The sequence below is a fragment of the Streptomyces sp. NPDC090025 genome (assembly GCF_044748125.1).
GTDB lineage: Bacteria > Actinomycetota > Actinomycetes > Streptomycetales > Streptomycetaceae > Streptomyces.
In genome coordinates this window covers 80,558-106,368 of sequence record NZ_JBIVFL010000006.1, presented here as the reverse complement: position 1 = coordinate 106,368, position 25,811 = coordinate 80,558, and the positions used below count along the sequence as shown (strand labels likewise).

General features: G+C 72.7%; 22 protein-coding genes and 1 pseudogene. 10 read left to right on the top strand and 13 right to left on the bottom strand.

Features of this window, described 5'->3' with window-relative positions:
• Nucleotides 1–85 precede the first annotated feature (85 nt).
• The 6 genes from ACIPXM_RS16660 to ACIPXM_RS16635 all read right to left on the bottom strand — a co-directional run bounded on the left by ACIPXM_RS16660 (nt 86) and on the right by ACIPXM_RS16635 (nt 8,364).
• Entirely contained in the window at nt 86–1,651 is a 1,566-nt protein-coding gene (locus tag ACIPXM_RS16660; RefSeq protein ID WP_401655716.1) for an APC family permease, read from the bottom strand.
• Nucleotides 1,652–2,002: 351 nt separating this feature from the next.
• On the bottom strand, nt 2,003–3,493 hold the full coding sequence (locus ACIPXM_RS16655; protein WP_401655714.1) for an aldehyde dehydrogenase family protein: 1,491 nt from the start codon (nt 3,491–3,493) through the stop codon (nt 2,003–2,005).
• Complete coding sequence (locus ACIPXM_RS16650; protein WP_401655712.1) at nt 3,490–5,229, bottom strand: amidohydrolase family protein; 1,740 nt, start codon at nt 5,227–5,229, stop codon at nt 3,490–3,492. Before ACIPXM_RS16650 ends, ACIPXM_RS16655 begins: the two co-directional genes overlap by 4 nt.
• A gap of 194 nt (nt 5,230–5,423) precedes the next feature.
• A complete protein-coding gene (locus tag ACIPXM_RS16645) occupies nt 5,424–6,548 on the bottom strand; it encodes an LLM class flavin-dependent oxidoreductase (RefSeq protein ID WP_401655710.1) in 1,125 nt (374 codons plus the stop codon).
• 101 nt (nt 6,549–6,649) lie between these two features.
• The gene (locus tag ACIPXM_RS16640) at nt 6,650–7,411 is read right to left on the bottom strand and encodes an SDR family NAD(P)-dependent oxidoreductase (RefSeq protein ID WP_401655708.1); all 762 of its coding nucleotides are present in this window, start codon (nt 7,409–7,411) and stop codon (nt 6,650–6,652) included.
• A gap of 35 nt (nt 7,412–7,446) precedes the next feature.
• Nucleotides 7,447–8,364, bottom strand: a complete 918-nt coding sequence (locus tag ACIPXM_RS16635) for an LLM class F420-dependent oxidoreductase (protein WP_401655706.1) — start codon at nt 8,362–8,364, stop codon at nt 7,447–7,449.
• Nucleotides 8,365–8,551: 187 nt separating this feature from the next.
• Between ACIPXM_RS16635 and ACIPXM_RS16630 the strand changes: the two genes are divergently transcribed.
• The 3 genes from ACIPXM_RS16630 (at nt 8,552) to ACIPXM_RS16620 (ending at nt 9,559) form a co-directional block, all read left to right on the top strand.
• The gene (locus tag ACIPXM_RS16630; RefSeq protein ID WP_401655704.1) at nt 8,552–8,773 is read left to right on the top strand and encodes a type II toxin-antitoxin system VapB family antitoxin; all 222 of its coding nucleotides are present in this window, start codon (nt 8,552–8,554) and stop codon (nt 8,771–8,773) included.
• 166 nt (nt 8,774–8,939) lie between these two features.
• Nucleotides 8,940–9,245, top strand: a complete 306-nt coding sequence (locus tag ACIPXM_RS16625) for a hypothetical protein (protein ID WP_401655702.1) — start codon at nt 8,940–8,942, stop codon at nt 9,243–9,245.
• Between the two features lie 14 nt (nt 9,246–9,259).
• Nucleotides 9,260–9,559 (top strand): type II toxin-antitoxin system PemK/MazF family toxin, encoded by a 300-nt coding sequence (locus ACIPXM_RS16620; RefSeq protein WP_401655700.1) that lies wholly within the window; start codon nt 9,260–9,262, stop codon nt 9,557–9,559.
• 55 nt (nt 9,560–9,614) lie between these two features.
• Here ACIPXM_RS16620 and ACIPXM_RS16615 read toward each other — a convergent pair whose 3' ends face one another.
• Nucleotides 9,615–10,832 (bottom strand): amidohydrolase family protein, encoded by a 1,218-nt coding sequence (locus ACIPXM_RS16615; protein WP_401655698.1) that lies wholly within the window; start codon nt 10,830–10,832, stop codon nt 9,615–9,617.
• 179 nt (nt 10,833–11,011) lie between these two features.
• On the opposite strand from ACIPXM_RS16615, the gene ACIPXM_RS16610 reads away from it, so the two are divergent.
• Nucleotides 11,012–14,047 (top strand): BTAD domain-containing putative transcriptional regulator, encoded by a 3,036-nt coding sequence (locus ACIPXM_RS16610; RefSeq protein ID WP_401655696.1) that lies wholly within the window; start codon nt 11,012–11,014, stop codon nt 14,045–14,047.
• A gap of 204 nt (nt 14,048–14,251) precedes the next feature.
• Complete coding sequence (locus ACIPXM_RS16605; RefSeq protein ID WP_401655694.1) at nt 14,252–14,488, top strand: hypothetical protein; 237 nt, start codon at nt 14,252–14,254, stop codon at nt 14,486–14,488.
• 460 nt (nt 14,489–14,948) lie between these two features.
• Here the strand turns inward: ACIPXM_RS16605 and ACIPXM_RS16600 are convergent, their stop codons facing one another.
• Genes ACIPXM_RS16600 through ACIPXM_RS16590 form a run of 3 tightly spaced genes read right to left on the bottom strand, consistent with a single transcriptional unit; the run spans nt 14,949 to nt 17,235 of the window.
• On the bottom strand, nt 14,949–15,344 hold the full coding sequence (locus ACIPXM_RS16600) for a hypothetical protein (protein WP_401655692.1): 396 nt from the start codon (nt 15,342–15,344) through the stop codon (nt 14,949–14,951).
• Nucleotides 15,341–15,643, bottom strand: coding sequence for a hypothetical protein (locus tag ACIPXM_RS16595; protein ID WP_401655690.1), 303 nt, complete (start codon nt 15,641–15,643; stop codon nt 15,341–15,343). The genes ACIPXM_RS16600 and ACIPXM_RS16595 overlap by 4 nt, the downstream gene beginning before the upstream one ends.
• 41 nt (nt 15,644–15,684) lie before the next feature.
• The gene (locus tag ACIPXM_RS16590) at nt 15,685–17,235 is read right to left on the bottom strand and encodes a FadD3 family acyl-CoA ligase (protein WP_401655688.1); all 1,551 of its coding nucleotides are present in this window, start codon (nt 17,233–17,235) and stop codon (nt 15,685–15,687) included.
• Nucleotides 17,236–17,344: 109 nt separating this feature from the next.
• Between ACIPXM_RS16590 and ACIPXM_RS16585 the strand changes: the two genes are divergently transcribed.
• From ACIPXM_RS16585 to ACIPXM_RS16575, 3 genes are read left to right on the top strand one after another with little or no spacing between them, the layout of a single operon-like run.
• Nucleotides 17,345–18,487, top strand: coding sequence for a lipid-transfer protein (locus ACIPXM_RS16585; protein WP_401655686.1), 1,143 nt, complete (start codon nt 17,345–17,347; stop codon nt 18,485–18,487).
• Between the two features lie 15 nt (nt 18,488–18,502).
• A complete protein-coding gene (locus tag ACIPXM_RS16580) occupies nt 18,503–18,934 on the top strand; it encodes a Zn-ribbon domain-containing OB-fold protein (protein WP_401655684.1) in 432 nt (143 codons plus the stop codon).
• On the top strand, nt 18,931–19,764 hold the full coding sequence (locus ACIPXM_RS16575; RefSeq protein ID WP_401655682.1) for an enoyl-CoA hydratase/isomerase family protein: 834 nt from the start codon (nt 18,931–18,933) through the stop codon (nt 19,762–19,764). Before ACIPXM_RS16580 ends, ACIPXM_RS16575 begins: the two co-directional genes overlap by 4 nt.
• Nucleotides 19,765–19,797: 33 nt before the next feature.
• Here ACIPXM_RS16575 and ACIPXM_RS16570 read toward each other — a convergent pair whose 3' ends face one another.
• On the bottom strand, nt 19,798–20,382 hold the full coding sequence (locus ACIPXM_RS16570) for a hypothetical protein (RefSeq protein ID WP_401655680.1): 585 nt from the start codon (nt 20,380–20,382) through the stop codon (nt 19,798–19,800).
• A 141-nt stretch (nt 20,383–20,523) separates the two neighbouring features.
• Between ACIPXM_RS16570 and ACIPXM_RS16565 the strand changes: the two genes are divergently transcribed.
• Nucleotides 20,524–21,153, top strand: coding sequence for a hypothetical protein (locus ACIPXM_RS16565; protein ID WP_401655678.1), 630 nt, complete (start codon nt 20,524–20,526; stop codon nt 21,151–21,153).
• Nucleotides 21,154–21,168: 15 nt separating this feature from the next.
• Here the strand turns inward: ACIPXM_RS16565 and ACIPXM_RS16560 are convergent, their stop codons facing one another.
• Both ACIPXM_RS16560 and ACIPXM_RS16555 read right to left on the bottom strand, forming a co-directional pair.
• Nucleotides 21,169–23,661, bottom strand: a complete 2,493-nt coding sequence (locus ACIPXM_RS16560) for a PQQ-binding-like beta-propeller repeat protein (RefSeq protein ID WP_401655676.1) — start codon at nt 23,659–23,661, stop codon at nt 21,169–21,171.
• A 303-nt stretch (nt 23,662–23,964) separates the two neighbouring features.
• Nucleotides 23,965–24,735, bottom strand: a pseudogene (locus tag ACIPXM_RS16555) (VOC family protein); the annotation flags it as partial.
• Between the two features lie 320 nt (nt 24,736–25,055).
• Between ACIPXM_RS16555 and ACIPXM_RS16550 the strand changes: the two are divergent.
• Nucleotides 25,056–25,703 carry a TetR family transcriptional regulator gene (locus ACIPXM_RS16550; protein ID WP_401655674.1) on the top strand — a complete coding sequence of 216 codons (648 nt, stop codon included), beginning with the start codon at nt 25,056–25,058 and terminating at the stop codon, nt 25,701–25,703.
• Nucleotides 25,704–25,811 lie beyond the last annotated feature (108 nt).

The window sequence follows — 25,811 nt, the reverse complement described above, 5'->3', positions numbered from 1 at the left end:
CCCCGAGGCAAAAAGACGAGGTGGCGGGACCCCCCACGGGCCCGCCACCTCGCCGCTGTCCATCACCGGCCGTTCGAGAAGTCCATCAGTCCTCGACGACCAGCGACGGGGTCTCCTTGGTGAGCACCTCGCCCCGGAAGAACGCGGGGCTCTTGGTGCGCATCACCAGCATGATCACCACGCCGAGCAGCAGCAGTCCGACGCCGATCACGAACACCGAGCCGACGCCGAACACGGCCGAGCCGGATCCGTAGGCCGGGTCCCACATGTCGTACAGCGTCTTCGCGAACACCGCCGCCAGGAGCACTCCGCCGACCAGCGGGAACAGGCCCTTGAAGACCAGGTCGCGGGGGGTGCGGGTGAGCTCGCGGCGGAAGTACCAGACGCAGGCGAAGGCGGTCAGCGCGTAGTAGAAGCAGATCATCAGGCCGAGCGCGTAGATCGTGTCGACCAGCACGTGCTCGCTGAGCAGGGTCATCACCGTGTAGAAGGCGCCGGTCGCGACGCCCGCCACGACGGTCGCCTTGCCGGGGGTCTTGAACTTCGGGTGGACCTTGGCGAAGGACGGGGGCAGTGCCTCGTACGCCGACATCGCCAGGACCGTGCGGGCCACCGGGATGAAGGTGGTCTGGAGGCTGGCGGCGGCGGAGGCGAGCACCGCGACGAAGAGCAGGATGCCGAGGCCGGGGCCCATGACGGGGCCCGCGAGGGCGGCGAAGACGTTGTCGGAGGTCTCCGGGTTGGCCAGGCCGAGGCCCTGGTCGCCGGAGCCGACGACCATCTGGGCGGCGATGCCGGTGGCCAGGTAGGAGCCGACCAGGACGACCATCGCGATGAGGGCGGCGCGGCCCGGCGTCTTGGTGGAGCCGGTGGTCTCCTCGTTCGCGGTCAGGCAGGCGTCCCAGCCCCAGTACATGAAGATCGACAGCGAGAGTCCGGCGGTGAACGCGGCGAACGACTGCACCGCGAAGGGGTTCATCCAGGACCAGGAGAAGCTGACCGAGGTCTCGAAGTCGCCCGCCTTCGACAGCGCCATCCCGACGAACACGGCGAGGACGAGCAGCTGGAGGCCGACGAGGGTGTACTGCACGCCCTTGGTGGCGGTCATGCCGCGGTAGCTGATCGCGGTGGCCGCGGCGATGAGCGCCAGGCAGGTGACGATGTGGACGGCCTTGTTGTCGTCCAGGGCGCCGACCGAGGGGTTGTTGGTGATCTCCCCGGCGAGCAGCCAGAAGTACGAGGTGGCGACGCCGGCCAGGTTGGAGAGCACGATGATCGTGGCGATCACCAGGCCCCAGCCGCACATCCAGCCGACCTTGGGGCCGAACGCCTTCACGGTCCAGGTGAAGGAGGTGCCGCAGTCCGGCATGACCTTGTTGAGCTCGCGGTACGCGAAGGCGACCAGGAGCATCGGCAGGAAGCCCGCGAGGAACACGGCGGGCATCTGCAGGCCGACCTCACCGGCGGTGGAGCCGAGGGTGGAGGTCAGGCAGTAGACGGGGGCGACGGTGGAGATGCCGATCACGGCGCTGCCGAGGAGCCCGACGGAGTTTCCGCCGAGTCCCTTGGTGCGCACGCCCTGCGTGTCGCCCGGGGCGGTGGCGCCCCTTACCGTGTCTCCGGCCTGGGGCCGTATGTCCACCTGAGTCATGAACAGGACGTTAAGTGCTGCGGTTTCCACATCCGGAAGATCAACGTCCGCTCACTTGATCGATCATCGCCTTGCATTGAGAGGCGAAATCCGGACACCCGCCAGTGATTGAAAGATCGACGACCGGGCCCGACCGACCAAGCGGTAGGCCCGGCGCCGAGTGTCCGATATGCGGGAACCGCAGCAGTGCCCGGAATGTCCGTTTCCAAATTTTCCCGAAGAATTTTCCGGCCGGTACGGGAGCGTGCCGGACCGCTCACCCGCCGGAGCCGAGCGGCCCGGCGCGCCAGGGCCGGACGGGCGCCGGGAAGGCGCCGGACCGGCGCCGGGCATCCCGTGCGGAACGTGCCGTCAGCCCGGCCAGACCACCGCCTGCAGCTCGCTGTAGGCGTGCAGCGCGTACGAACCGACGTCCCGGCCCACCCCGCTCTTCTTGAAGCCGCCGAACGGCGCCTCCATGTTGCGGCCGATCGTGTTCACGCCGACCCCGCCCGCCCGCAGCCGGCCCGCGATGCGGAAAGCGCGGGCCACGTCGCCGGACCAGACGTAGTCGATCAGTCCGTAGTCGCTGTCGTTGGCGAGCGCGATCCCCTCCTCCTCGTCGTCGAAGGGCACCACCACGACCACCGGGCCGAAGATCTCCTCCCGCACCACCCGCATCTCGTTGGCGCAGTCCGCGAGCAGCGTCGGCGCCACGTAGAAGCCGCGGTCGAGGCCGGGCCCGGTGGGCCGCTCGCCGCCCACCACCACTCGGGCGCCCTCCTTGCGGCCCAACTCCACGTACGACTCGATCCGGTCGCGGTGCGCCGCCGAGATCACCGGGCCGACGACCGTGCCGCGCTCCGCCGGGGCGCCGACCTTCAGATAGCCGGTGTACGCGGCCAGCTTCTCGACCAGCCGCTCGTAGATCCCGCGCTGGGCGAGCACCCGGGTGGGCGCGGTGCAGATCTGGCCGCTGTAGAAGGAGAAGGTGGTGCCGATGCCCATGGTGGCGGAGTCCAGGTCGGCGTCGTCGAGGACGAGCGCCGCGCCCTTGCCGCCCAGCTCCATCAGCTGCCGCTTCAGCTGCCGCCCGCAGACCTCGCCGATGGCCTGGCCGACCGCCGTGGAGCCGGTGAAGGACACCATGTCGACGGCCGGGGCGTCGACGGCGGCCTCGCCGACGGCCGGGGCCGAGCCGGTGACCACGTTGACCACTCCGGCCGGGACCCCGGCCTCCGCGAGGCAGCGGGTCATCGCGTACACCGACAGCGGGTCCTGCGGGGCGGGCTTCACCACCACCGTGTTGCCCATGGCGAGCGCCGGGGCGATCTTCCCGGCCGGGTTCGCCCAGGGGTTGTTGTACGAGGTGATGCAGGTGACCACGCCCACCGGGCGCCGTACCGCCACCGCCCCGAACACCCCGGCCTTCCCCATCGGCCCGGCCTCGTTGATCTGCGGCGGCAGCGCCTGCTCGACGGGTTCGAGGGCGCCGCGCGCGTAGCGCCGGAAGCGGGAGGCGCCGACCGCGACCTGCATCCCGCGCGCGGTGCCGGTGGTGGCGCCGGTCTCGGCCCGGGCGAGCGCGGTGTTGGCGTCGGCGTCCCTGGCCATCAGGTCGGCGGCCCGGTCCAGGATCGCGGCCCGCTCCTCGGGCCTGGTCCGCGACCAGGTCGCGAAGGCCGCCCTGGCCGCCTCCGCCGCCTCGTACACCTGCGCCCGGGACGCCTCGGGCGCGTACCCCACGACCTCCTCGGTCGCCGGGTCGATCACCTCGTAGTGGCCGCCGTCGGGCGCCACCCAGGCCCCGTCGATGTACAGCTGTTCCGTACGCGGGTCCTGGTCGCTGGGCGCATCCGTCATCGGGTGCTCACCGTCCTCGTGTCGCGGCCCGAGCGCAGCACCCGGCCGGGCACCGCACCGGTGATCTCGTCGTCCCGTACCGTCTCCACGCCGTTGACCCGCACCGACACGATGCCGACCGCGCGCGAGTCGAGCCGCGGGCTGTCCCCCGGCAGGTCGTGCACCAGCGTCGCCGGGCCCGCGTCGATCCGCTCGGGGTCGAAGAGGACCAGGTCGGCGTGGAAGCCCTCGGCGATCCGGCCGCGCTCGCGCAGCCCGAACAGCCGGGCCGGGTCGTCGCTGAGCATCTTCACGGCCTGCTCCAGGGGGACGAGCCGGCGGCCGCGCAGGCAGTCGCCGAGGAAGCGGGTGGTGTACGGCGCCCCGCACATCCGGTCCAGATGGGCCCCCGCGTCGGAGCCGCCGAGCATGACGTCCTCGTGCTGCCAGGTCTCGGCGCGCAGCGCCCAGGAGGCCGGGTCGTTGTCGGTGGGCATCGGCCACAGGACCGTGCGCAGTTCGTCGTTGGCGCAGATCTCGACCAGGCACTGGAAGGCGTCCTGGCCGCGCTCGGCGGCGATGTCGCCGACGACCCGGCCGCTCAGGCCCTCGTTCTCGCGGCTGTAGGTGTCCCCGATGACGTACCGGGCGAAGTGCGCGAGCCGCCGGAAGACCCCGGCCTCCTTGGAGTCGGCGCGGCGCAGCATCTCGGCGCGCACGTCGGGGTCGCGCAGCTTCGCGATCCGCTCCGTCAGCGGCAGGCCGAGTATCTCGCCCCAGCCGGGGATGAGGTTGAGGGCGCAGAAGGTGCCGAGCGACATGTTCATGGGGGTGAGGATCGGCATGGTGAGGGCGACGATCCGGCCGCCGGACTTGCGGGCCCGTTCGGAGGCGAGCAGCTGGCGCGGGACCCGCTCGGGGACCTTGGCGTCGATGGTGAGGACGTTCCAGTTGAGCGGGCGTCCGGCGGCGGCGCTCATCTCGACGAAGAGGTCGATCTCGGCGTCGGAGAACTGGTCGAGGCAGCCCGCGACGATCGCCTCGATCTGGGTGCCCTCGTGCTCGCCGACCGTCTTGGACAGGGCGATGAGTTCGGCGGGCAGGGCGTGCCGGGAGGCGACGGGCGCGCCGTCGCCGTCGGAGTGGGTGGACGACTGGGTGGTGGACAGGCCCCAGGCCCCGGCGGCCATGGCCTCGCCCAGCAGGGCGGTCATCCGGTCCAGTTGCTCGGGGGTGGGCTGGCCGCCGACCGCGTCGGCGCCCATCACGTACCGGCGCAGCGCGCAATGGCCCACCATGAAACCGGCGTTGACGGCGATCCGGCCGTCGAGAGCGTCGAGGTACTCGGCGAACGAGGACCAGCTCCAGTCGACGCCGTCCTCCAGGGCGGCGAGCGCCATGCCCTCGACCTTGGACATCATCCGGCGGGTGTAGTCGGCGTCCTCGGGCCGGTCGGGGTGGAGCGGGGCGAGGGTGAAGCCGCAGTTGCCGCCCGCGACGGTGGTGACGCCGTGGTTCATGGAGGGGGTGGCGTACGGGTCCCAGAACAGCTGGGCGTCGTAGTGGGTGTGCGGGTCGACGAACCCGGGCGTGAGCACGAGTCCGGCGGCGTCCTCGGTCGTACGGGCCTCCTCGGCGACCGTCCCCGGCGCGGCGACGACCGCGATCCGCCCGTCACGGATGCCGACGTCGGCGGTGAAGGCGGGGGCACCGGTGCCGTCCACGACGGTGGCGCCCTTGATCAGGTGGTCGAGCATGGCGATCCGTTCCCTTTCTGTACGTGGACAGGGGTGCGCCCCGGACCGGGGGTCGCCGCGGAACGGCCCCCGGTCCGGGGCGGGTGGCGGGGACGGCGGTCCGGGAAGACACCGCCCCGCGCTCCTGGGGGGTGAGCCGCCGATCGTTGCCGGGCGGGCCCGGTCGGCGGGGCACCCCCTGGGGCCTGCCCCGGTCAGCTGCCCGCGGCCTGCCGGAAGCGGGTGGTGCGGTGGACCGGGTCGGTGTCGATCTTCGGGATCACGTGCTCGCCGATCAGCTTGATCGAGTTCATCGTGTCCTCGTAGGAGATGCCGATCGGCAGTCCGAAGGACAGCTGGTCGGCGCCCGCCTGCTCCCAGCGCTTGCACTGGGCGAGCACCTCGGTCGGGTCGCCGCAGATCATCAGCTCCTCGGCGATGAGGAGTTCGATGATCTCGGCGGAGTACTCCGGGAGCAGCTCGGGCCACTCGGGGATGCCCTCGGGCCGCGGGAAGGTGTCGTGGTAGCGGAAGAGCAGCGACTGGAGGTAGTTGAGGCCGCCGCCGACGGCGATCTCGACGGCCTTCTCGTGGGTCTCGGCGCAGATCGCGGTGGAGGTGACCATGACGTTGTCGTTGACGAAGTCGCCGACCGCCTTGGCCTCCTTGATCGCGTTCTTGTAGGACTCGACGACCCACTCCATGTCGGAGACCTTCTGGACGCTGAAGCCGAGCACGCCGAGGCCCTTCTTGCCGGCCATGGCGTAGGAGGCGGGGGAGCCCGCCGCGTACCACATGGCCGGGTGGGACTTGCCGTACGGCTTGGGCAGGATCTTGCGCGGCGGCAGCGACCAGTGCTTGCCCTGGAACCCCTCGTACTCCTCCTGGAGCCACATCTTGGGGAACTCGGCGATGGTCTCTTCCCAGATCTCCTTGGTGTGGTTCATGTCCGTGATGCCCGGGAAGAAGCCGAGGATCTCGTGCGAGCCCGCGCCGCGGCCGGAGCCGAACTCGAAGCGTCCGCCGGAGAGGTGGTCGAGCATGGCGACCTTCTCGGCGACCTTGACCGGGTGGTTGACCTGGGCCAGCGGGTTGAAGATGCCGGAGCCGAGGTGGATGCGGTCGGTGGCGTGCGCGAGGTAGCCGAGGTAGACGTCGTTGGCGGAGAGGTGCGAGTACTCCTCCAGGAAGTGGTGCTCGGAGGCCCAGGCGTACTTGAAGTTCGACTTGTCCGCCTGGATGACGTACTCGGTCTCCTCCAGCAGGGCCTTGTGCTCGGCTTCGGGATCGGTCTCGGCGCGCTTGCCGACGTATCCCTGTACGAAGATCCCGAATTCCAAGGAAGTTCACCGCCCTTGATGGTTTCTGACGAACCGTCAGATCAGTTGATGTGCCCGACTGTCGCACCGCGCGGACGGCGCGGTCAATAGCTGATGAAGCGTCAGAAAAGCTTGACCCCGGCGAGCCAGCCGCCGTCGATCACGAACGGCTGGCCGGTGATGTACGAGGAGTCCTCGCCGGTCAGGAACAGCGCGAGGGCCGCCACCTCCTCGGGCCTGCCGATCCGGCCGAGCGGCACCAGGCTGCGGTAGAGCTCGGCGGTGGCCGCCGGGTCGACGCCCTCCGGGTTGCTCATCGCGGTGTCGATCGCGCCCGGGCAGACCGCGTTGACCCGGATGCCCTTGGGGGCGAGTTCGAGCGCGGCGACCCGGGTGAGCCCGAGCACGGCGTGCTTGGTCGCCGCGTAGCCGCCGACCCCGGCCATGCCGGTGACCCCGGTGTACGAGGCGGTGTTGACGATCGTGCCGCCGCCGGCCGCCTCGATCTCCGGGGCGACCGTGCGGATGCCCAGGAAGCAGCCGATCTGGTTGACCTGGACCATCGCCTGGAACTCGTCCAGCGGGGTGGACACCAGCTCGTTGAAGCGCAGGATGCCCGCGTTGTTGACCAGGCCGTCGATCCGGCCGAACCGCTCCTTGGCGGTGGCCACCGCGGCCCGCCACTCGTCCTCGCTGGTCACGTCGAGGTGGACGTAGACCGCGCGGTCCGCGCCCAGTTCCTTGGCGAGCGCCTCGCCCTGGTCGTCCAGGACGTCCCCGAGGACCACCCGGGCCCCCTCGGCGGCGAAGAGCCGCGCCTCCTGCTCGCCCTGCCCGCGCGCGGCGCCGGTGATGACGACGACGCGTCCGTCCAGCTTGCCCATGTCCGTCCTCCTGGTGTCGTGCCCTACATCAGCGGTCATATGAGCGGGGCGACCTCGGTCGCGAACGCGGCCATCTGGTCGGTGAGTTCGGTACGGCTCCGGGAGCGGAACCGGACCTGGATCTGGTGCACGCCCATCTCGCCGTACGCGCGCAGCGACTCGGCCAGCGCCTCCGGTTTGCCGCTCAGGGTGCGCCGGCCGGTCTCCCAGCCGGGCTCGCCGACGTACAGCGCCTCGGTGATGGCGCCGACGGTGATCGGGGCCTCGATCCCGGCGGCCTCGCGCAGCCCGCGCAGCTTCGCGATCTGCTCGGCGAGCCGGGGGCGCGGGTCGCCCTGCGGCAGCCAGCCGTCGCCCTTGAGGGCGGCCCGGCGCACGGCGGCGGGCGAGGAGCCGCCGATCCAGACCGGGATCCGCTCCTGGACGGGCCGGGGCCGCATGCCGAGCCCCTCGAAGGAGAAGCGCTCGCCGTGGTGCTCGGGGAACTCCTCGGGCCCGAGGGCGGCCCGCAGCGCGTCCACGGTCTCGTCCAGGACCCCGCCGCGGCCCTCGAAGTCGGCGCCGACCGCGTCGAACTCCTCCTTCACGTGCCCGGCGCCGACGCCGAGGACGAGCCGCCCGCCGGAGAGGTGGTCGAGGGTCGCGTACGCCTTGGCGCTGACCAGCGGGTGGCGCAGGCCGACGACGGCGACGTGCGAGAGCAGCCGGACCCGCTCGGTGGCGGCGGCGAGGTAGGAGAGCGTGGCGACCGGGTCGTACCAGATGGTGCTCATCGCCCCGGCGAGCCGCCGCGGGATGGCGATGTGGTCGCAGCTCGCGATGTAGTCGTAGCCGTGCGCGTCGGCGGCCCGGGCGACGGCGACGAGATCGTCGGGCCCGGCGGCGGCCTCCCAGCCCTCCGCGTAGAGGGTGCTCTGCGACTGGACGGGCAGCTGCATGCCGTAGACCACCATGGCCGACTCCCTAGATCTGACGGTCCGTCAAAGATGCGGGCGGGGCCCATGCTGGTATCTGACGGGTCATCAGGCAAGGGGTGCGGCGGCATCGGGGAGGAGCGGGGGTGGACGCGGGCCGGGCTCACCCGGCTCCGCGCGGGGAGGGGGTACAACTTTGCCCATCGCCCCAGCGGAGGAGAGGCTCATGGCCGCGACCCGGATCGACATCGACGATGACGCCCTGCGGCGCACCATGGCCCTGTCGAGGGCCAGGAACGCGACGGAGGCCGTCAATCTCACCCTCCGGTTCTACGCGGAGCGGCAGGAGCGGGCGGCCCGCATCGCCCGCCACTTCGAGCGGGCCCGCCACTGGGGCGCGGTCGAGGACGCCGCGCGCAGGCATCTGACCGAGAAGGCCGGCCGCTGACCGCGGCGGGCCGGGTTCCCGCACAGCGCGCGGGACAGCCGGGAGTACGACGGGATCGCCGAGATGTTCGCCGGCCTCCACCCCGGACTCCCGCAGAGTGAGCGGGACCTCACGCAGAGCGACCCCGCTCTTGACGTGCAGCATCTTGTGCAGCACGATGTGATGCATGGCCACCATGACGAGAAAGAGCGTGCCGCTCGACTCCCGGACAGCGGAGACGATGAAGCGCGTGCGGCGCCACGAAAGCCCTGAGAACGTGGCACTGCGCCAGGTCACCGGCATAAGAGTGGACGACACCACCTCGGACGCCGAGGTTCTGCGCGCCCTGCTCGACGCCGGACGGGTCGCGGTCGAGCAGAAGGCGCTCGAGAACGGTTATGCGGCGCTGGCCGCCGCCCAGGACGACGAGGACCGCGCCTACGCCGCGGCGCGCCGCGCCCGCAGGCGGATCCACCCGGGGGGCGACGAGTGACGGAGATCGTCCCCGTGCGCGGACGGCTGTACCGGGCGGACCTGGGTTTCGGCCTCAAGCCGTGGCTGGTCGTCTCGAACAACGCCCGCAACCAGAAACTGGACGAGTGCCTGGTGGTCCGCATCACCACGAGCGACAAGCCCGACATCCCGAGCATCGTCGAGCTGAGCCCCGCCGATCCCGCCGTGGGACGGATCCTCTGTGACGATCTCGGCCCGATGTACCGGGACGACATCAAGGCCGACCTCGGTGCCCTCTCCGCCCAGACGATGGCGCGGGTGGCCACCGCGCTGCGCCACGTCCTGGCGCTCTGACCACGAGACCGCCCGCCGGAAGGCCGTGCCGGTCCTGACCTTCCGGCGGACCTCCTCATCCGCGCCAGAGGCCGTCCTCCGTCAGGCCCAGCAGGTCGATCGCGTTGCCCCGCACGATCCGGTCCACGGTCGCCGCGTCCAGGTGGCCCATCTGCGCCTCGCCGACCTCGCGGGACTTCGGCCAGGTGGAGTCCGAGTGCGGGTAGTCCGTCTCGTAGAGGACGTTCGCCGCGCCGATCGCGTCCAGGTTGCGCAGCCCGAAGGCGTCGTCGAAGAAGCAGCCGAAGACGTGCTCGGCGAACAGCTCCGACGGCGGGCGGGTGACCTTGTCGGCGACGCCGCCCCAGCCGCGGTTCTCCTCCCAGACCACGTTCGCGCGCTCCAGGATGTACGGGATCCAGCCGATCTGGCCCTCCGCGTACATGATCCGCAGGTTCGGGAAGCGCTCGAACTTGCCGCTCATCAGCCAGTCGACCATCGAGAAGCAGCAGTTGGCGAAGGTGATGGTGGAGCCGACGGCCGGCGGCGCGTCCGCCGAGGTGGACGGCATCCGGCTGGACGAGCCGATGTGCATCGCGATCACGGTGCCGGTCTCGTCGCAGGCCCGCAGGAACGGGTCCCAGTGGTCGGTGTGCACCGACGGCAGCCCCAGGTGCGGCGGGATCTCCGAGAAGGCCACCGCCCGCACCCCGCGCGCCGCGTTGCGCCTGACCTCGGCCGCCGCGAGCTCCGGGTCCCACAGCGGGACCAGGGTCAGCGGTATCAGCCGCCCCCGCGCCTCGGGCCCGCACCACTCGTCGACCATCCAGTCGTTGTAGGCCCGCACCCCGAGCAGACCGAGTTCACGATCGGCGGCTTCTGTGAAGGTCTGTCCACAGAACCGGGGGAAGGTGGGGAAGCAGAGCGCCGACTGGACGTGGTTGACGTCCATGTCCGCGAGCCGGTCCGGCACCGAGTACGAGCCCGGCCGCATCTGCTCGTAGGTGATGACCTCCAGGCGGATCTCGTCCCTGTCGTACCCGACGGCGGTGTCGAGCCGGGTCAGCGGACGGTGCAGATCCTCGTAGACCCACCAGTCGCCGATGGGGCCTTCGTCCCCCTTGGCGCCCATGACAGGGGCGAACTTTCCGCCCAGAAAGGTCATTTCCTTCAACGGGGCACGGACGATCCGGGGCCCGATGTCGCGATATCGGGACGGGAGCCGGTCCTGCCAGACGTGCGGGGGCTCCACGGTGTGGTCGTCCACCGAGATGATCTTGGGGAAGCTCTCCATGCGCTTCACGGTAGCGCCGATCTGACGATCCGTCAGCTACGTTGACCGCGCGGACCCGGCTCCGACCCGGTACCGTGCGCCCTCCGTGCGCCAGGGAACGGCCGACCCGATGCTGACGCCTCCCCCGCGGACAAGGCAGACTGTCTTGGGCGAGACCAGCGGTACGGGCAGGGGGACATATGGACCGTGAGAACGGGCCGCGGGTTCCGGGACAGCGGACACCGGCGCCGGGATCGACCGGCACGGAACCGGTCGGTACGGGATCGGCCGGCGCGGACACGAACGCGGGCACGGCCACGGCCGGTGCCGCCGCCGACGGCGCCCGGCTCAGCTTCGCCGTGCTCGGACCCGTCCGCGTCGCCCGCGACGGACAGGCCCTGCCCACCGGCTCCCCGCAGCAGCGCGCCCTGCTCGCCGCCCTGTTGCTGCGCGACGGCCGCACCGCCACCGCCGCCGAACTGATCGACGCCATCTGGGGCGAGGAATCGCCCTCCCAGGCGCTCGCCGCCGTCCGCACCTACGCCTCCCGGCTGCGCAAGATCCTCGACCCGGGCGTACTGGTCAGCGAGTCCGGCGGCTACGCGATCCGCACCACCGCGCTCGACCTCGACCTCAACCTCGCCCACGAGCTCGCCGCCGAGGCCGAGAAGCTGCGCGCCAAGGGCCGCCGCGGCGACGCCCGCGACCGGCTCGGCGACGCCCTCGCGCTGTGGGACGGCGAGGCACTGGCCTCGGTGCCCGGCCCGTACGCCGAGAACCAGCGCACCCGCCTGGAGGAATGGCGGCTGCAGCTCCTGGAGACCCGGCTCGACCTCGACCTGGAGGTCGGCGCGCACGCCGAGGCCGTCTCCGAGCTGACCGCGCTCACCGCCGCCCACCCGCTGCGCGAGCGGCTGCGCGAACTGCTGATGCTCGCCCTCTACCGGTCCGGACGGCAGGCCGAGGCGCTCGCCGTCTACGCCGACACCCGCCGGCTGCTCGCCGACGAACTCGGCGTCGACCCCACCCCCGAACTCGCCCGGCTCCAGCAGCGGATCCTGCAGGCCGACGCCGAACTCGCCCGCCCCGTCGAGGAGCAGGCCCCGGCCGCCGCACCCGTCGCCCGGCCCGCCCAACTCCCGGCCACCGTCCCGGACTTCACCGGCCGGGCCGCGTTCGTACGGGAGCTCGGCGCCCGGCTCGCCACCGCCGAGGGCTCCGTCATGGCGGTGTCCGCGCTCGCCGGGATCGGCGGCGTCGGCAAGACCACCCTCGCCGTGCACGTCGCCCACGAGGCCAGGCCGCACTTCCCGGACGGACAGCTGTACGTCGACCTCCAGGGCGCCGGTTCGCACGCGGCGGCCCCCGAGGCGGTGCTCGGCGCGTTCCTGCGGGCGCTCGGCACCCCGGATTCGGCCATTCCCGACTCGCTCGACGAGCGGGCCGCGCTCTACCGCTCCACCCTCGACGGCCGCCGGGTCCTGGTGCTCCTCGACAACGCCCGCGACGCCGCCCAGATCCGCCCGCTGCTGCCCGGCACCGCGGGCTGCGCCGCCCTGGTGACCAGCCGGATCCGGATGGTCGACCTGGCGGGCGCGCACCTGGTCGACCTGGACGTGATGTCACCGGACGAGGCGCTCCAGCTCTTCACCCGGATCGTCGGCCGGGAGCGGGTGCTCGCCGAGCGGGAGGCGGCCCTCGACGTGGTCGCGGCCTGCGGCTTCCTGCCGCTCGCGATCCGCATCGCGGCCTCCCGGCTCGCCGCCCGGCGCACCTGGACGGTGTCCACGCTCGCCGCGAAGCTGGCGGACGAGCGGCGCCGTCTCGACGAGCTCCAGGCGGGCGACCTCGCGGTCAAGGCGACCTTCGAGCTGGGCTACGGCCAGCTGGAGCCGGCCCAGGCCCGGGCGTTCCGGCTGCTGGGCCTCGCCGACGGACCTGACATATCCCTCGCGGCGGCGACGGCGGTCCTGGACCTGCCGGAATGGGAGACCGAGGACCTCCTGGAGGCCCTGGTCGACACCTCGCTGCTGGAGTCGGCGGCGCCCGGCCGCTACCGCTACCACGACCTGCTCCGGCTGTACGCGCGGGCGTGCGCCGAGCGGGACGAACAGCCGCCGGTGGAACGCGAGCTGGCGATGTCCCGGCTGCTCGACTTCTATCTGGCGTCGGCCGCCAAGGTGTACGCGATCGAGCGGCCCGGCGACCGGCTCGCCGACCACCTGGAGCCGGTACGGCACCCGGGCCTGGTCTTCGCCGACCGGCACGCGGCCCAGGACTGGCTGTACGCCGAGGCGAACTGCCTGCTGGCCTGCGTCCGGCAGGCGGCGGCGGCCCCGGGGACGCTGCGGCGCGCCGTGGACCTGCTGTGGGCGGCCCTGGACCTCGGCGAATCCGGGGCGAACGCCCGGGAGTTCGAGGCGGTCGGCTCGTACGCGCGGGACGCCGCCCAGCGGTTCGGGGACGCGCGCGCGGCGGGCCGGGCGCTGACCGCGCTGGCCGGGGTGCACCACACCGCGGGGCGGTTCTCGGAGGCCGACCGGGACGCCGAGCTGGCGCTGCCGTTCGCCGAGGCGGCCGACGACCCGGTGCCGGCCTGCTGGTCGGCGAACGCGCGCGGGATCATCGCGCTCTACCAGAACCGGTTCGACGAGGGCGAGGTCCATCTCGCGCACGCCATCGAGCGGTTCCGGTCCATCGGCGACCGGCCCGGCGAGGCCAGCGCGCTGTGCAACCTGTCCCGGATCCATCTGGCCAAGGGCCGTACGGCGAAGGCGATCGAGCTCGCCGAGGAGGGCACCCGGATCTACGACTCGATGGGCCACTCGCTGCGCGGCGCCAACGGGCGGTACGCGCTGGGGCTCGCGCTCACCGAGGCCCGGCAGCTCGACACCGCGGTGGAGCGGCTCGCGGAGGCCCTGGAGATCTTCCGGGACAGCCGGCAGCGGCTGTGGGAGGGCATGACCCTGTTCCGGCTCTCCGAGGTGGACATCGCGGCCGGGCGGTACGCGCAGGCGGCGTCGAACGCGGAGATGGCGCTGACCGTGCTGCGGGGCATCGGCGGCGAGTGGCGGCGGGCGAACGTCCTGACGGTGCTCGGCCGCGGGCTGCGCGGCATCGGGCAGTCCGGCCGCGCGCAGGTCTGCTGGCAGGAGGCGCTCGACGTGTTCGAGTCGCTCGGCGCGGCGGAGGCCGCCGAGGTGCGGGGCCTGCTCGCCCCGGCCGCGGCGGCGTAGCCTGCGCGTTCATCGTTCGTTTATCGCGGCCCGGCATGCTTCTTCTTGTCGATCCGTCGCGTCGGGGGGCACGCGGGTCACCGGTGTGGCCGACATCTCCGGCAACTAAGGTGTGCGGCCAATGAGCGATCCGTCCGGCTGGTCACGGGGGAGCGGCCGGACGGATCGCACCGGTTCTTCTTCATCACACGCAGGAGCTGACAGATGAGCAACCCGATCGAGCAGGACGCGGTCGTGAAGCCCCAGGACATGCACGCCACCGGCGGCACCGGCGGTGAGATCACCACGAAGGACATGCACGCCACGTCCGAGCCGGCGATCGACGCCATCACCGCCAAGGTCACCGGCGCGGGTGCCGGTGCGGCCGTCGAGGCCGAGCAGCAGCTCATCACCAAGGACATGCACGCCACCTCGGAGCCGTTCAAGCCCTCGCAGGGCTGACCGGATCCGCGCGCGAGGCGGCACGAAAGCCATCACGGAAGCCACGGGGGAGGTCGCGGCGGCGCCATCGGGGGAGCTGCCGAGGCCGCGGGCCGTCCGGAACACACAGGCGTCGCACCCGGTTCGGGGGCGCCCGCACGGTCGGGGGGATCGGGCGGGTGAACGACCGGGAGCGACGTCCGGACGGCGGGCCGGAGGGGTCGGGCTGGGGGCCCGGCCCCTTCGCCGTGCCCGGGTCCCGGGCCGGTGAGCTGGGAGGATTCCGGCCGCCGACCTGACGGACTCGGCCTGAAGCGCTCGCACCCACGTTCGATGTGGGCGAGGATCGATCTTGTCCGGAACGGCAGGCGGTGGGGACCGCCGGTCGAACCCGACAGGCACGCCACGCGCGCGCAGGGGGGAGGGCCCGGACCGGGAGACCGGTCCGGGCCCTTGGCGTGTACGGAGTTCGCCTTCGGCGTCAGAGACGGCGGACGAGGACGCGGGGCGGGCAGAGCTTGGTGAGGTCGTCCACGTCGGACGTGAAGACCGTGACGACTCCGCGCTGCCGGGCGGCGATCACCGCGAGGGCGGCGTCGATCGCGTACTTGTGGCCGTGCAGCCCGACGTCCTTCAGCAGGGCGATGGCGGAGTGCGCGACCTCGTCCGTGACCGGCTCCACGACGATCCGCGAGACGAACCACTGCCAGGCGCTGTACGGCAGCTTGCCGTGGTACGCCTCGATCAAGGTCGTCGAGCTGGTCACCACCCGGATTCCGGTCCGGTGCGCGTCCTTCAGCCGGGCCCGCATCGGCTCGTCGCCGAGGACGGCCCGGGACAGCCCCTCGCTGTCGAGGACATAGACGATCTCGGTCATGCGGCCTCGGCCACCCGCTCGCCGCTCGGGGCGTCCGGCACCGTGCGCCGCAGGGCGGCCCGCTCCGCGTGCTCCCGCATGATCTCGTGCCGTTCCGCCTCGGCGGCCGCCAACTGCTCCTCGTTCACCGGGCCGTACTCGTTCTCCAGCCAGTCGACCGCCTCGCCGAGCCGGTCCTGCTCCCGCCGCCCCTGTATGGCCCGGGTGACATACGCGCTGAAACCGCCCGGGCCCACCTCGCGGCGGATCTCCTCGGCCAGTTCCTCGGGCAGGGTCACCGTGTACTTCTTGGTTGCCATACCGTCGACCATACCACCGTACGGAGTGACCCACGCCACACTCAGGACGCCGCCCGCACCCGCGCCCGCAGCTCGCCCTTGACCACCTTCCCGCTCGCGTTGCGCGGCAGCTCCGGCACGAACTCGACCTCGCGCGGCACCTTGTAGTTCGCCATCTCGCGCCGCGACCAGGCGATCAGGTCGTCCGCGGTGACCCGGGCGCCCGGGCGGCGGACCGCGAACGCCTTGCCGACCTCGCCGAGCCGCCGGTCCGGGATGCCGACCACCGCCACGTCCGCGATGTCCGGGTGCAGGCCGAGGAGTTGCTCGATCTCGGCCGGGTAGGCGTTGAAGCCGCCGACGATGAACATGTCCTTGATCCGGTCGGTGATCCGCAGATTGCCCGCCTCGTCCAGGACGCCCACGTCCCCGGTGCGCAGCCAGCCGTCCGGGTCGATCGCGGCGGCGGTGGCCTCGGGGTCCTCGAAGTAGCCGCGCATCACGTGGAAGCCGCGCACCAGCACCTCGCCGCCCTCGGAGAGCCGGACCTCGGTGTCCGGGATGGCGCGGCCCGAGGTGCGGGCGATCACCTCGGCCGGGTCGCCGCGGCGGCACATGGTGACGATGCCGCTCGCCTCGGAGAGGCCGTACGCGGTGAGCACCGTGCCGACGCCCAGTTCGCCGCGCAGCCGCTCCACCAGCTGGAGCGGGACGACGGCCGCGCCGGTGACGACGAGCCGGAGCGAGGAGAGGTCGTGCGCGCCGCGGGCCGGGTGGTCGAGGAGCGACTGGTGAAGGGTGGGCGGTCCGGGCAGCACCGAGATCCGTTCGGCGGCGATGTTGGCGAGCACGGTGTCCACGTTGAACACCGGCTGCGGCACCATCACCGCCCCGCGCAGCAGACAGGCGATGATCCCGGCCTTGTAGCCGAAGGTGTGGAAGAAGGGGTTCACGATGAGGTAGCGGTCGCCCTCGGCGAGGCCCGCGAGCTCGCTCCACACCTCGTAGCAGCGCAGCGTCTGCTCATGGCTGATGACGGCGCCCTTGGGGCGGCCGGTGGTGCCCGAGGTGTAGATGATGTCGGACGGGTCGGACGGCGCGACGGCGTCCGCGCGGGCCCGCACCTGCTCGGCGCTCACCGTGTCGCCCTCGGCGAGGAACGCCTTCCAGGTGGTGTACGCCGGGTCGTCGGGCACCGTGTCGCTGAACACCACCACCCGTCGCAGGTCCGGGAGTTCGGCCCCGGCGCGGCGCAGCGAGGCGACGTAGGAGGTGCCGAGGAAGGTGCCGGTGACGAAGAGCAGCCGGGCCCGGGAGCGGGCGAGGACGTCGGCGGCCTCGGTGCCCTTGAAGCGGGTGTTGAGCGGGACCAGGACGGCGCCCGCGCCGACCGCGCCGAGCGCGGCGACGATCCAGTCCAGGGTGTTGGGCGCCCAGATCGCCACCCGGTCCCCGGCCCGTACGCCACTGGCCAGGCAGGCGGCGGAGGCGCGCTCCACCCGGGCACCGAGCTCCGCGTACGAGAGCCGGGTGCGGCCCTCGACGACGGCCTCGCCCGGCCCGTAACGTTTCGCCGCCCAGCGCACCAACTCCGGTATCGAGCCGTGCTCCATGGTGACCCCACCCTCCCGCCGAGGACCCGTAGCTGACTATCCGTCAGATTAGCTGTAGCCTGACGCGCTGTCAGCAGTGCTGCCCTGTAGTGCCGTTCCGGGAGGTCACGTGCTCAAGGACGCAACAGCCATCGTCGGGATAGGCCAGACGGCCTTCGCCAAGAACCTCCCGGAGTCCGAGAAGACCCTCGCCTGCCGGGCGATCCTGGCCGCCCTCGACGACGCCGGGATCGCCCCGGCCGAGGTCGACGCCTTCGCCTCGTACACGATGGAGGAGACCGACGAGGTCGAGGTCGCCAAGTCGATCGGGGCCGGCGACGTCACCTTCTTCTCCAAGGTCGGCTACGGCGGCGGCGGTTCCTGCGCCACCGTCGGCCACCTCGCCGCCGCCGTCGCCACCGGACAGGCCACCGTCGGCGTCGCCTGGCGCTCCCGCAAGCGCGGCAGCGGGCCGCGGCCCTGGAAGAACACCGCCGTGCAGCTGCCCACCCCGGGCCAGTGGACCCGCCCCTTCGGCCTGCTCAGGCCCGCCGACGAGATCGGCATGCTGACCCGCCGCTACATGCACGAGTACGGCGCCACCCGCGACCACCTCTTCAACGTCGCCCTCGCCTGCCGCAACCGGGCCAACCAGAACCCGGCCGCGATCATGTACGAACGCCCGCTGACCCGTGAGATGTACATGAGCTCCCGCTGGATCAGCGAACCGCTCTGCCTCTTCGACAACTGCCTGGAGACCGACGGAGCGCTCGCCTGCGTGATCGTCTCCGCCGAACGCGCCCGCGACTGCCGCCGGAAGCCGGTGTACGTGCACGCCGCCGCCCAGGGCCTGCCCGCCCAGCACCACGGCATGGTCAACTACTGGAACGACGACCCGCTCTCCGGCCCCGCCTGGACCGCCGCCCGGCACCTGTGGAAGCACGCCGACCTCACCCCCGAGGACATCGACGTCGCCCAGATCTACGACGCCTTCACCCCGCTCGTGCCGCTCTCCCTGGAGGGCTACGGCTTCTGCGGGCGCGGCGAGGGCGCCGCGTTCACCGAGGGCGGCGCCCTGGAGATCGGCGGCAGACTGCCGCTCAACACCGGCGGCGGCGGCCTCTCGGAGGCGTACGTGCACGGCTTCAACCTCATCAACGAAGGCGTCAAGCAGCTCCGCGGCACCTCCACCGCCCAGGTCCCGAACGCCGCGAGCTGCCTCGTCACCGCCGGTGAGGGCGTCCCCACATCCGCGATCCTGCTGCGAGCCTGAGGAGTTGAGGACACCATGCTGAGCCCGGTCATCGACGAGGACGGCGCGCCGTTCTGGGAGTACACCGCCCGCGGCGAGCTGCGGGTCCAGGCGTGCGCCGCCCCCGACTGCGGCGAGCTGCGCTTCCCGCCCCGCCCCTGCTGCCCGCGCTGCCAGTCCTTCGACAGCGAGTGGCGGCTCATGTCGGGGCGCGGCCGGATCTGGTCCTTCGTGATCCCGCACCCGCCGCTGCTGCCCGACTACGCCGCCCAGGCCCCCTACAACGCGGTCCTGGTCGAGCTCGCCGAGGCCCCGCACATCCGGCTCGCGGGCAATGTGGTCGCCGCCCCCGACGCGGACCTGAACTCCGTCGACCCGGCGCGGCTGCGGATCGGCGCCCCGGTGAAGGCCGCGTTCACCGAGATCGACGGCGTGAGCGTGCCGCGCTGGCTCCTGGAGCGCGGATGAGCGGCACCGGCACCACGGCGACCGGCGACAGCGGCGCCGTCGGCGGTGACGGTGTCACCGTCGAGCGGGACAAGGAGACAGGCGTCGCCGTCGTCACCCTCGACCGGCCTGCGAAGCACAACGCCGTCACCCTGGAGATGGCCCGGCGGCTCGGCGCGATCTGGCGGGGACTGCGGTACGAGGACGAGGTCAGGGCCGTGGTGGTGACCGGGTCCGGCGGGCGGGCGTTCTGCACCGGCATCGACCGCGACGACGCCGGACGGGTGCCGCAGCCCTCCTCCCCGTACACGATCGACGACCCCCTCGTCGCCATCGGCCCCAAGGCCAACGACCTGTGGAAACCGGTGATCGCCGCCGTCGAGGGGATGGCCTGCGGCGGCGCCTTCTACCTGCTCGGCGAGGCCGAGTTCCTGATCGCGGGCGAGACCGCCGAGTTCTTCGACCCGCACACCAGCTACGGCATGGTGAGCGCCTTCGAGACCATCCACATGGCGCAGCGGATGCCGTTCGGGGAGGTCGCCCGGATGGCCCTGATGGGCACCGCCGAGCGGATCTCCGCCCGCAGGGCCCATGAGACCGGCCTGGTCAGCGAGGTCACCGCGGCGGGCGGGGCGCTGGCCGCCGCCGTCCGGTGCGCCGAGGTGATCGCGGGCTGGCCCACCGAGGCCGTGCAGGGGACGGTACGGGCGCTGTGGACGGCCAAGGAGGCGGTCAGGTCGCAGGCGCTCGCCCAGGCCCCGCACCTGGTGACGCTCGGGAACCTGCCGCCGGAGCGGCAGGCGGAGCTGTTCACCGGGCGCGGGCGGCGGACCGGGTTCACCACCCGGTAGGCGGGATCGCGGGCGCTCCTGCCCGGGCACCCGTCAGGAGAGCTCGCGGACCTCGCGCACGGTGCACTTCCTCACCTGGCCGACGGTCCCCGGGTGCGCCATCGCGACCTCGAAGCGCACGGGCTCCGTGCCGTCCGTGCGCACCGTGGTCTCGGCGCGGTCCACCGCCGAGCCGTTCGCGCCGGTGAACTCCACGGTCACCCGGTAGCTCGCCCGGTGGCCGTCCACCGGTTCGAGCCGCAGGTCGGTGGTGGTGTCGGCCTTGCGGGCCGGCTTGCCCTTGCGCTTCTTCTGTGCGGGCTCCACACAGTCCATGACCTCGACCCGGACGTCCGGCGACGCGGACGGGGTGGGCGTCGGCGCGGACGTCGAACCGCCGCCGCTGCTCCCGCTGTTGTTGCTGTAGTCGTCGTAGCCGTCGTAGTCGTCGTTCTTCTTCTTGGAGCTGGAGCAGCCGCCCCCGCCGCCGCTCCCCTTGCTCTTGCCGCTGCTGCTGCTCTTGCTCCGGCCGCTGCTCTTGCCGCTGCCGTGGCTTCCCCCCGAGCTCGTCTGGAAGCCGGTCAGCGCGAGCACCACCACCGTGAGCGTCGCCGCCAGCCTGAGCCTGGTGCGGACCATCGTCGTAACCCCCGTGCCACTGGTCGCCGTCTGATCGTCGTCGTGTCCGCGTCACCCTAGCGGCGCCCCTTCGTCGCGTGGCGGGGCCCCCGCACCCGGCGTAGCGTCGACAGCGAGAGCCGGACCCAAGGAGGCCGATCGGTGATCCGCAACATCGTCGGCTCGGTCCTGGCCCTCGCCGGAGCGACGGCCGCCGTCTGGAGCCCCTTCCGTGCCTGGTACGACGGCCGTCACGGTCGCGACTACGCGATCGACGAACTCTTCACCGGCATCACGGACGCCAAGGCCGAGGTGATCGGCTCGATCCTGCTGCCGTTCGCCTTCGCCGCGCTGCTCACCCTCGTCGGCGTCCTCTTCCGCTCCCGCGCGCTGGTCGCGCTCGCCGGGATCGTGGTGCTCGGCTTCACCGTCCTGTGGATGGTCCGGGTCGGCCAGGCCGAGGGCAGTCTGACCGTCGGCGGCGACGGGCAGGGCCTGGGCATCGGCGTCGCGAACGCCTTCGGCGGCGGGGTGCTGCTGCTCCTGGGGGCCGTGGTGATGTCGGGGCGGCGCGGACGGCGCCGTACCGCCCGGGTCGACCAGGCCCCGGCCCCGGCCCCCGTCCCGGTGGCCGACCCGGACCCCGCCGACCCGTACCCCGCCGACCCGTATCCCGTCGGCCCGTACCCGGGCGGGGACGCGCCGACCGCCACGTACCCGACCGTGGACACTCCCCCGCCGGACCAGCCGTACCCGCCGGACCACCGGCCCGAGGACCCGCAGAACCGCTAGGGGGTGTCCGGTGGATCAGCCGGTGCGGTTGGTCGCCGTCCCCTTCACCGCGTCGAGCGCGTACACGCAGCGGTCCTTGCTGCACGCGTAGACGACACCGTTGCGCACCACCGGCGAGCCGGTGATCTCGCCGCCGGTCGCCAGCTTCCAGCGCAGCTGGCCGCCGCTCGCGTCCAGCGTGTAGAGGACGTGGTCGGCGGAGCCGAAGTGGACCCGGCCGTCGGCCACCACCGGGGTGCCGATCAGCTGGCCGCCGGCCGCGAACCGCCACTTCGGGGTGCCGGTGACCGCGTCGAGGGTGTAGAGCGCGCTGCCGCTGCCCACGTGCACATGGCCCGCGGCGATCAGCACCGGATCGGGCGACTGGCGCGGCTCGGTGGCGATCCGCCAGCGGTCCTTGCCGGTGGTGGCGTCGAGCGCGTACACCGTGCCGAGGTGGTCGGACAGGTACACCCCGCCGCCGGTGACCGCCGGGCCCGGCGCGAACGCGGGCGGCGACAGGAACACGGCCGGGGCCTCGAAGTGCCAGCGGACGTGCCCGCTCGCGATGTCCACGGACAGCACCCGGGTGCCCGCCGAGACGTAGACGCAGCCGTCCTCGGCCGGAGCCACCCGCACCGGGACGTGCGCGCAGGAGGCGGCGTCGCCGACCGGGTACGACCAGCGCTCGGCGCCGCTGCGGGCGTCGAGCGCGAGGAGCCGGGCGTCCCGCCACACGTACACGGTGTCGCCGTGCACCGAGGGCCCGCCCTCCGGTGTCTCGAAGTCGGTCTGGGCGCCGGTGATCTCCCACAGCTTGGCGCCGTTGGACGCCTCCCACGCCTGTACGCCGCCGCCCCGGGTGCCGGTGACGACGGTGCCCCGGTCCACCTGGAGGGAGTACACCCAGGCGTCGGTGTGCAGCCGCCAGCGCTCGGTGCCGTCGACGGCGTCGAGGGCGTAGAGCGTCGGCCCGTCGGAGGCGTGGATCCGGCCCCCGGCGACCGCCATCGACCAGGCCACGTCACGGGTCTTGAACTGGCGGCGGCCGCTCGCCGTGTCCAGCGCGTGCACCTCGAAGGAGGTGACGTAGAGCAGGTCGCCGTCGACGACCGGGGTGCCCCAGACGTCGTTGGACATCCGGAACCGCCAGGGGCGCCAGTGGCCCGGCGCCTCCTGCTGGTGGGTCCTGGCGTCCGGCGCGGGCGCCGGGGCGGGCAGCGGACGGGCCCCGGGCGGCGGGCCCGGCTCGGCGCCGTTCGGGCCGCCGCCGGGCGGCCGGATCCAGCCGGTGGCCGTACCGGCGGCGGCGCCGGGGCCGACGGCGATGTGCGCGCGGGTGTCGGCGACCCGGGGCCCTGGACCGATGGGCAGGGCGGCGCCGACGAGCCGTACCGGACCGTCCTGCGGCGCACCGCTCACCCGACCGGCCGGAGCGACCGGACCGCCGAGGATCGAAGGACCGGAGGGGCCGTTCACCGAGGACTCGGAGGGACCGGCGTGCCGGCCGCCGGGACGGTCGCCCGCGCGCGGGTCGGTGCCCCACTCGGCGGGCTCGCGCGGCGGCCGGGGCGGGCGCGGCGGGGCGGCCTGCGCGGGCTGCGGCACCCGGCCGCCGCGCCGGGTCTCGATCATCTCGACGGCGGACCGGGGCAGCCAGGCCGCCGCCGTGCCGCTGTCGTCGTCGCCGGAGCCGAAGAGGTGCGGCGCGAGCATCGCCTGGAGGTCGGCGGGGGTGGGCCGCTGGGCCACGTCCATCTGCATGCAGGCGTCGATCAGCGGGCGCAGCTCGTCCGGCAGTCCTTCGAGGTCCGGGCCCTCGCGCAGCAGCATGAAGACGGTCTCGACCGGGTTGGCGCCGTGGAAGGGCGCGTGCCCGGTGGCGGCGAACACCAGCATCGAGCCGAGCGAGAAGACGTCGCTCGCGCCGGTGACGCTGCGCGAGTCGCGGGCCTGCTCGGGCGACATGTAGGCGGGGGTGCCGACGGCGACGTTGGTCATGGTCAGCCGGGTGTTGGAGACGCCGGACGCGATGCCGAAGTCGATCACCCGGGGGCCGTCCTCGACGACGAGGACGTTGGACGGCTTGAGGTCGCGGTGCACCAGACCGGCGCCGTGGATGGACTGCAGGGCCTCGGCGACCCCGGCCGCCAGCCAGCGCACCGCCTGGGCCGGGAGCGGCCCGCACTCGTTCACTATTTCCTCGAGGGAGGGCGCGGGCACATAGGCGGTGGCCAGCCACGGCACGGCGGCGCGCGGGTCGGCGTCGACGACGGCCGCCGTGTAGAAGCCGGAGACCGCGCGGGCCGCCTCCACCTCACGGGTGAAGCGGACCCGGAACAGCTGGTCCTCGGCGAGCTCCGTGCGCACGGTCTTGATCGCCACACGGCGCCCGGACGCCGAGCGCGCCAGATAGACGAGGCCCATGCCGCCCGCACCGAGCCGGCCCAGCACCTCGAAGGGCCCGATCCTTCTCGGGTCGTGCTGCGTCAGCTGCTCCACTTGCCTGCCACCTCCCCGTAGGGCCATGAGATTACGGCCCCGTGGCCCCTGATTGTTCCTGTCCTGGGCGGTGGTGGCGAACCCGGGGGCGGATCGGGGTGTCCCGGGTCACTCCGGGCGCGGGCCGGTGGTGTCGGCGGGGGTGTCGGCGCCCGGTGTGGTGGCCGGGGTGGTGGCCTCGGCGGCGGGCGGCGCGGGGGTGGGCGGGGCCTCGGGGTGCACCGGGTCCTGGACGGCGGCCGGGGCCTCGGCGGTGGCCGGAGCGTCGGCGGTGGCCGGAGCGTCGGCGGTGGCCGGGGCCTCGGCGGTGGCCGGGGCGCCCGGGGCGCCGGGCTCGGCGAGGACGGCGAAGCGGGCGCCCTGGTTGTCGTGGAGGACGGCGATCCGGCCGTGCGGGGTGTCGAAGGGGCCGGTGGCGACCCGGCCGCCGAGCCGCACGGTGGTGGCGCAGGCCGCGTCGCAGTCGGCGACGGCGAAGTAGACGAGGACGTGGCCCGGCATCTCGGCCGGGAAGGCGTCGGTGATCACGGCCCGGCCGCCGAACGCGGAGTCGTCGCCCGAGCGGGAGCCCGGCGGCGACCAGACCCGGTAGTCGAAGCCGCTCCCCCGGCCCTCGTCGGCCGGGTCGACCTGGCGGCCGAGCCAGCCGAAGACGGTCGCGTAGAAGGTGTCGACGGCGCCGGGCTCCCGGGTGTAGACCTCCAGCCAGCAGAAGGCGCCGGGCTCCATGGTGACCTCGAAGCCGTCGTCGTCCCCGGCCTGCCGGAGGCCGAGCACCGCCCCGCCGGGATCGGCGGCGAGCGCGAGCACCCCGAACGGACCGACCGGGTACGGCTCCATCACCATCCGGCCGCCGGCCGCCGTCACCCGGGCGGCGAGCGCGCCCGCGTCGTCGGCGGCCAGGTACACCGTCCAGGTCGTCGGCATCCGCCCGTCCCGCTTGGGCACCAGACCGGCCACCCGCCGTCCGTCGAGCAGCGCCTCGTCGCGGGCGGTGTCGAAGGTCCAGCCGAACAGCTCACCGTAGAAGCGCTTGCCCGCCTCGAGGTCGGGAAGCTGCGCGTCCACCCAGCAGGGGGTGCCCTGTGCGAATACGGCCATGGGCTCAGAATGAGCGTCCGGCCCCGCTCCCGCACGCTTCCGAAAGCGAACAAATGTGCACATAAGGGGCCCGGAACCCTTGTCCCGCACGGGTTGTCCACCGAAGTTGTCCACAGGCTGTTAATAAGCCTATCGGGCGCACGGGGGTACGCGCGGGGGTACGGGACCACCCGCGCCCGCCCCTCCCGGGCCCCCGCTCGAACGCCCCGGGCCCGCGCCGGACCCCCGGTGCGCCGCCGCTCCCGCCGCCCGCGGAGGGGGTGCACCCCATTTGCAGTCGGCCGAATCGCGCGTCGATCACCCCTCGGTAAGCTGACGGCATGACAGGACAAGTACGCACCGTCGACGGCCGCGTGGCCGGACGACGCGGTCAGGCGACGCGGCAGAAGCTGCTCGACTGCCTCGGCGAGATGCTCAGTACCTCGCCCTACCGGGACGTGAAGGTCATCGACGTGGCCCGGAAGGCGGGCACTTCACCCGCCACGTTCTACCAGTACTTCCCTGACGTCGAGGGCGCCGTCCTCGAAATCGCGGAGGAAATGGCCAAGGAGGGCGCCGGGTTGACCGAACTGGTCTCCGGACGCTCCTGGATCGGCAAGGCCGGCTGGCAGAGCTCCGAGGACCTGGTCGAGGGCTTCCTGGACTTCTGGCGCAAGCACGACGCGATCCTGCGGGTGGTGGACCTCGGGGCCGCGGAGGGCGACAAGCGGTTCTACAAGATCCGCATGAAGATCCTGAACTCGGTCACCAACTCCCTGACGGACGCGGTGAAGGACCTCCAGGCGAAGGGCAAGGTCGACAAGGACATCAGCCCGGCCGCCATGGCGGGCTCCCTGGTGGCCATGCTGGCGTCCGTCGCCGGACACCAGAAGGGCTTCCAGACCTGGGGCGTGAAGCAGGCCGAACTCAAGCCGAACCTCGCCCTCCTGGTGCACCTGGGGATCACCGGCAAGAAGCCGACGAAGTGAACCCCGCGCGGATCTCCGCGCGTTGACCCCGGAGCCCGCAGCTCCTCACCCGTCCTGTCGCGCCGGCGGCGGCCCCCGTACACACCCCTCATCGGGTACGGGAGCCCC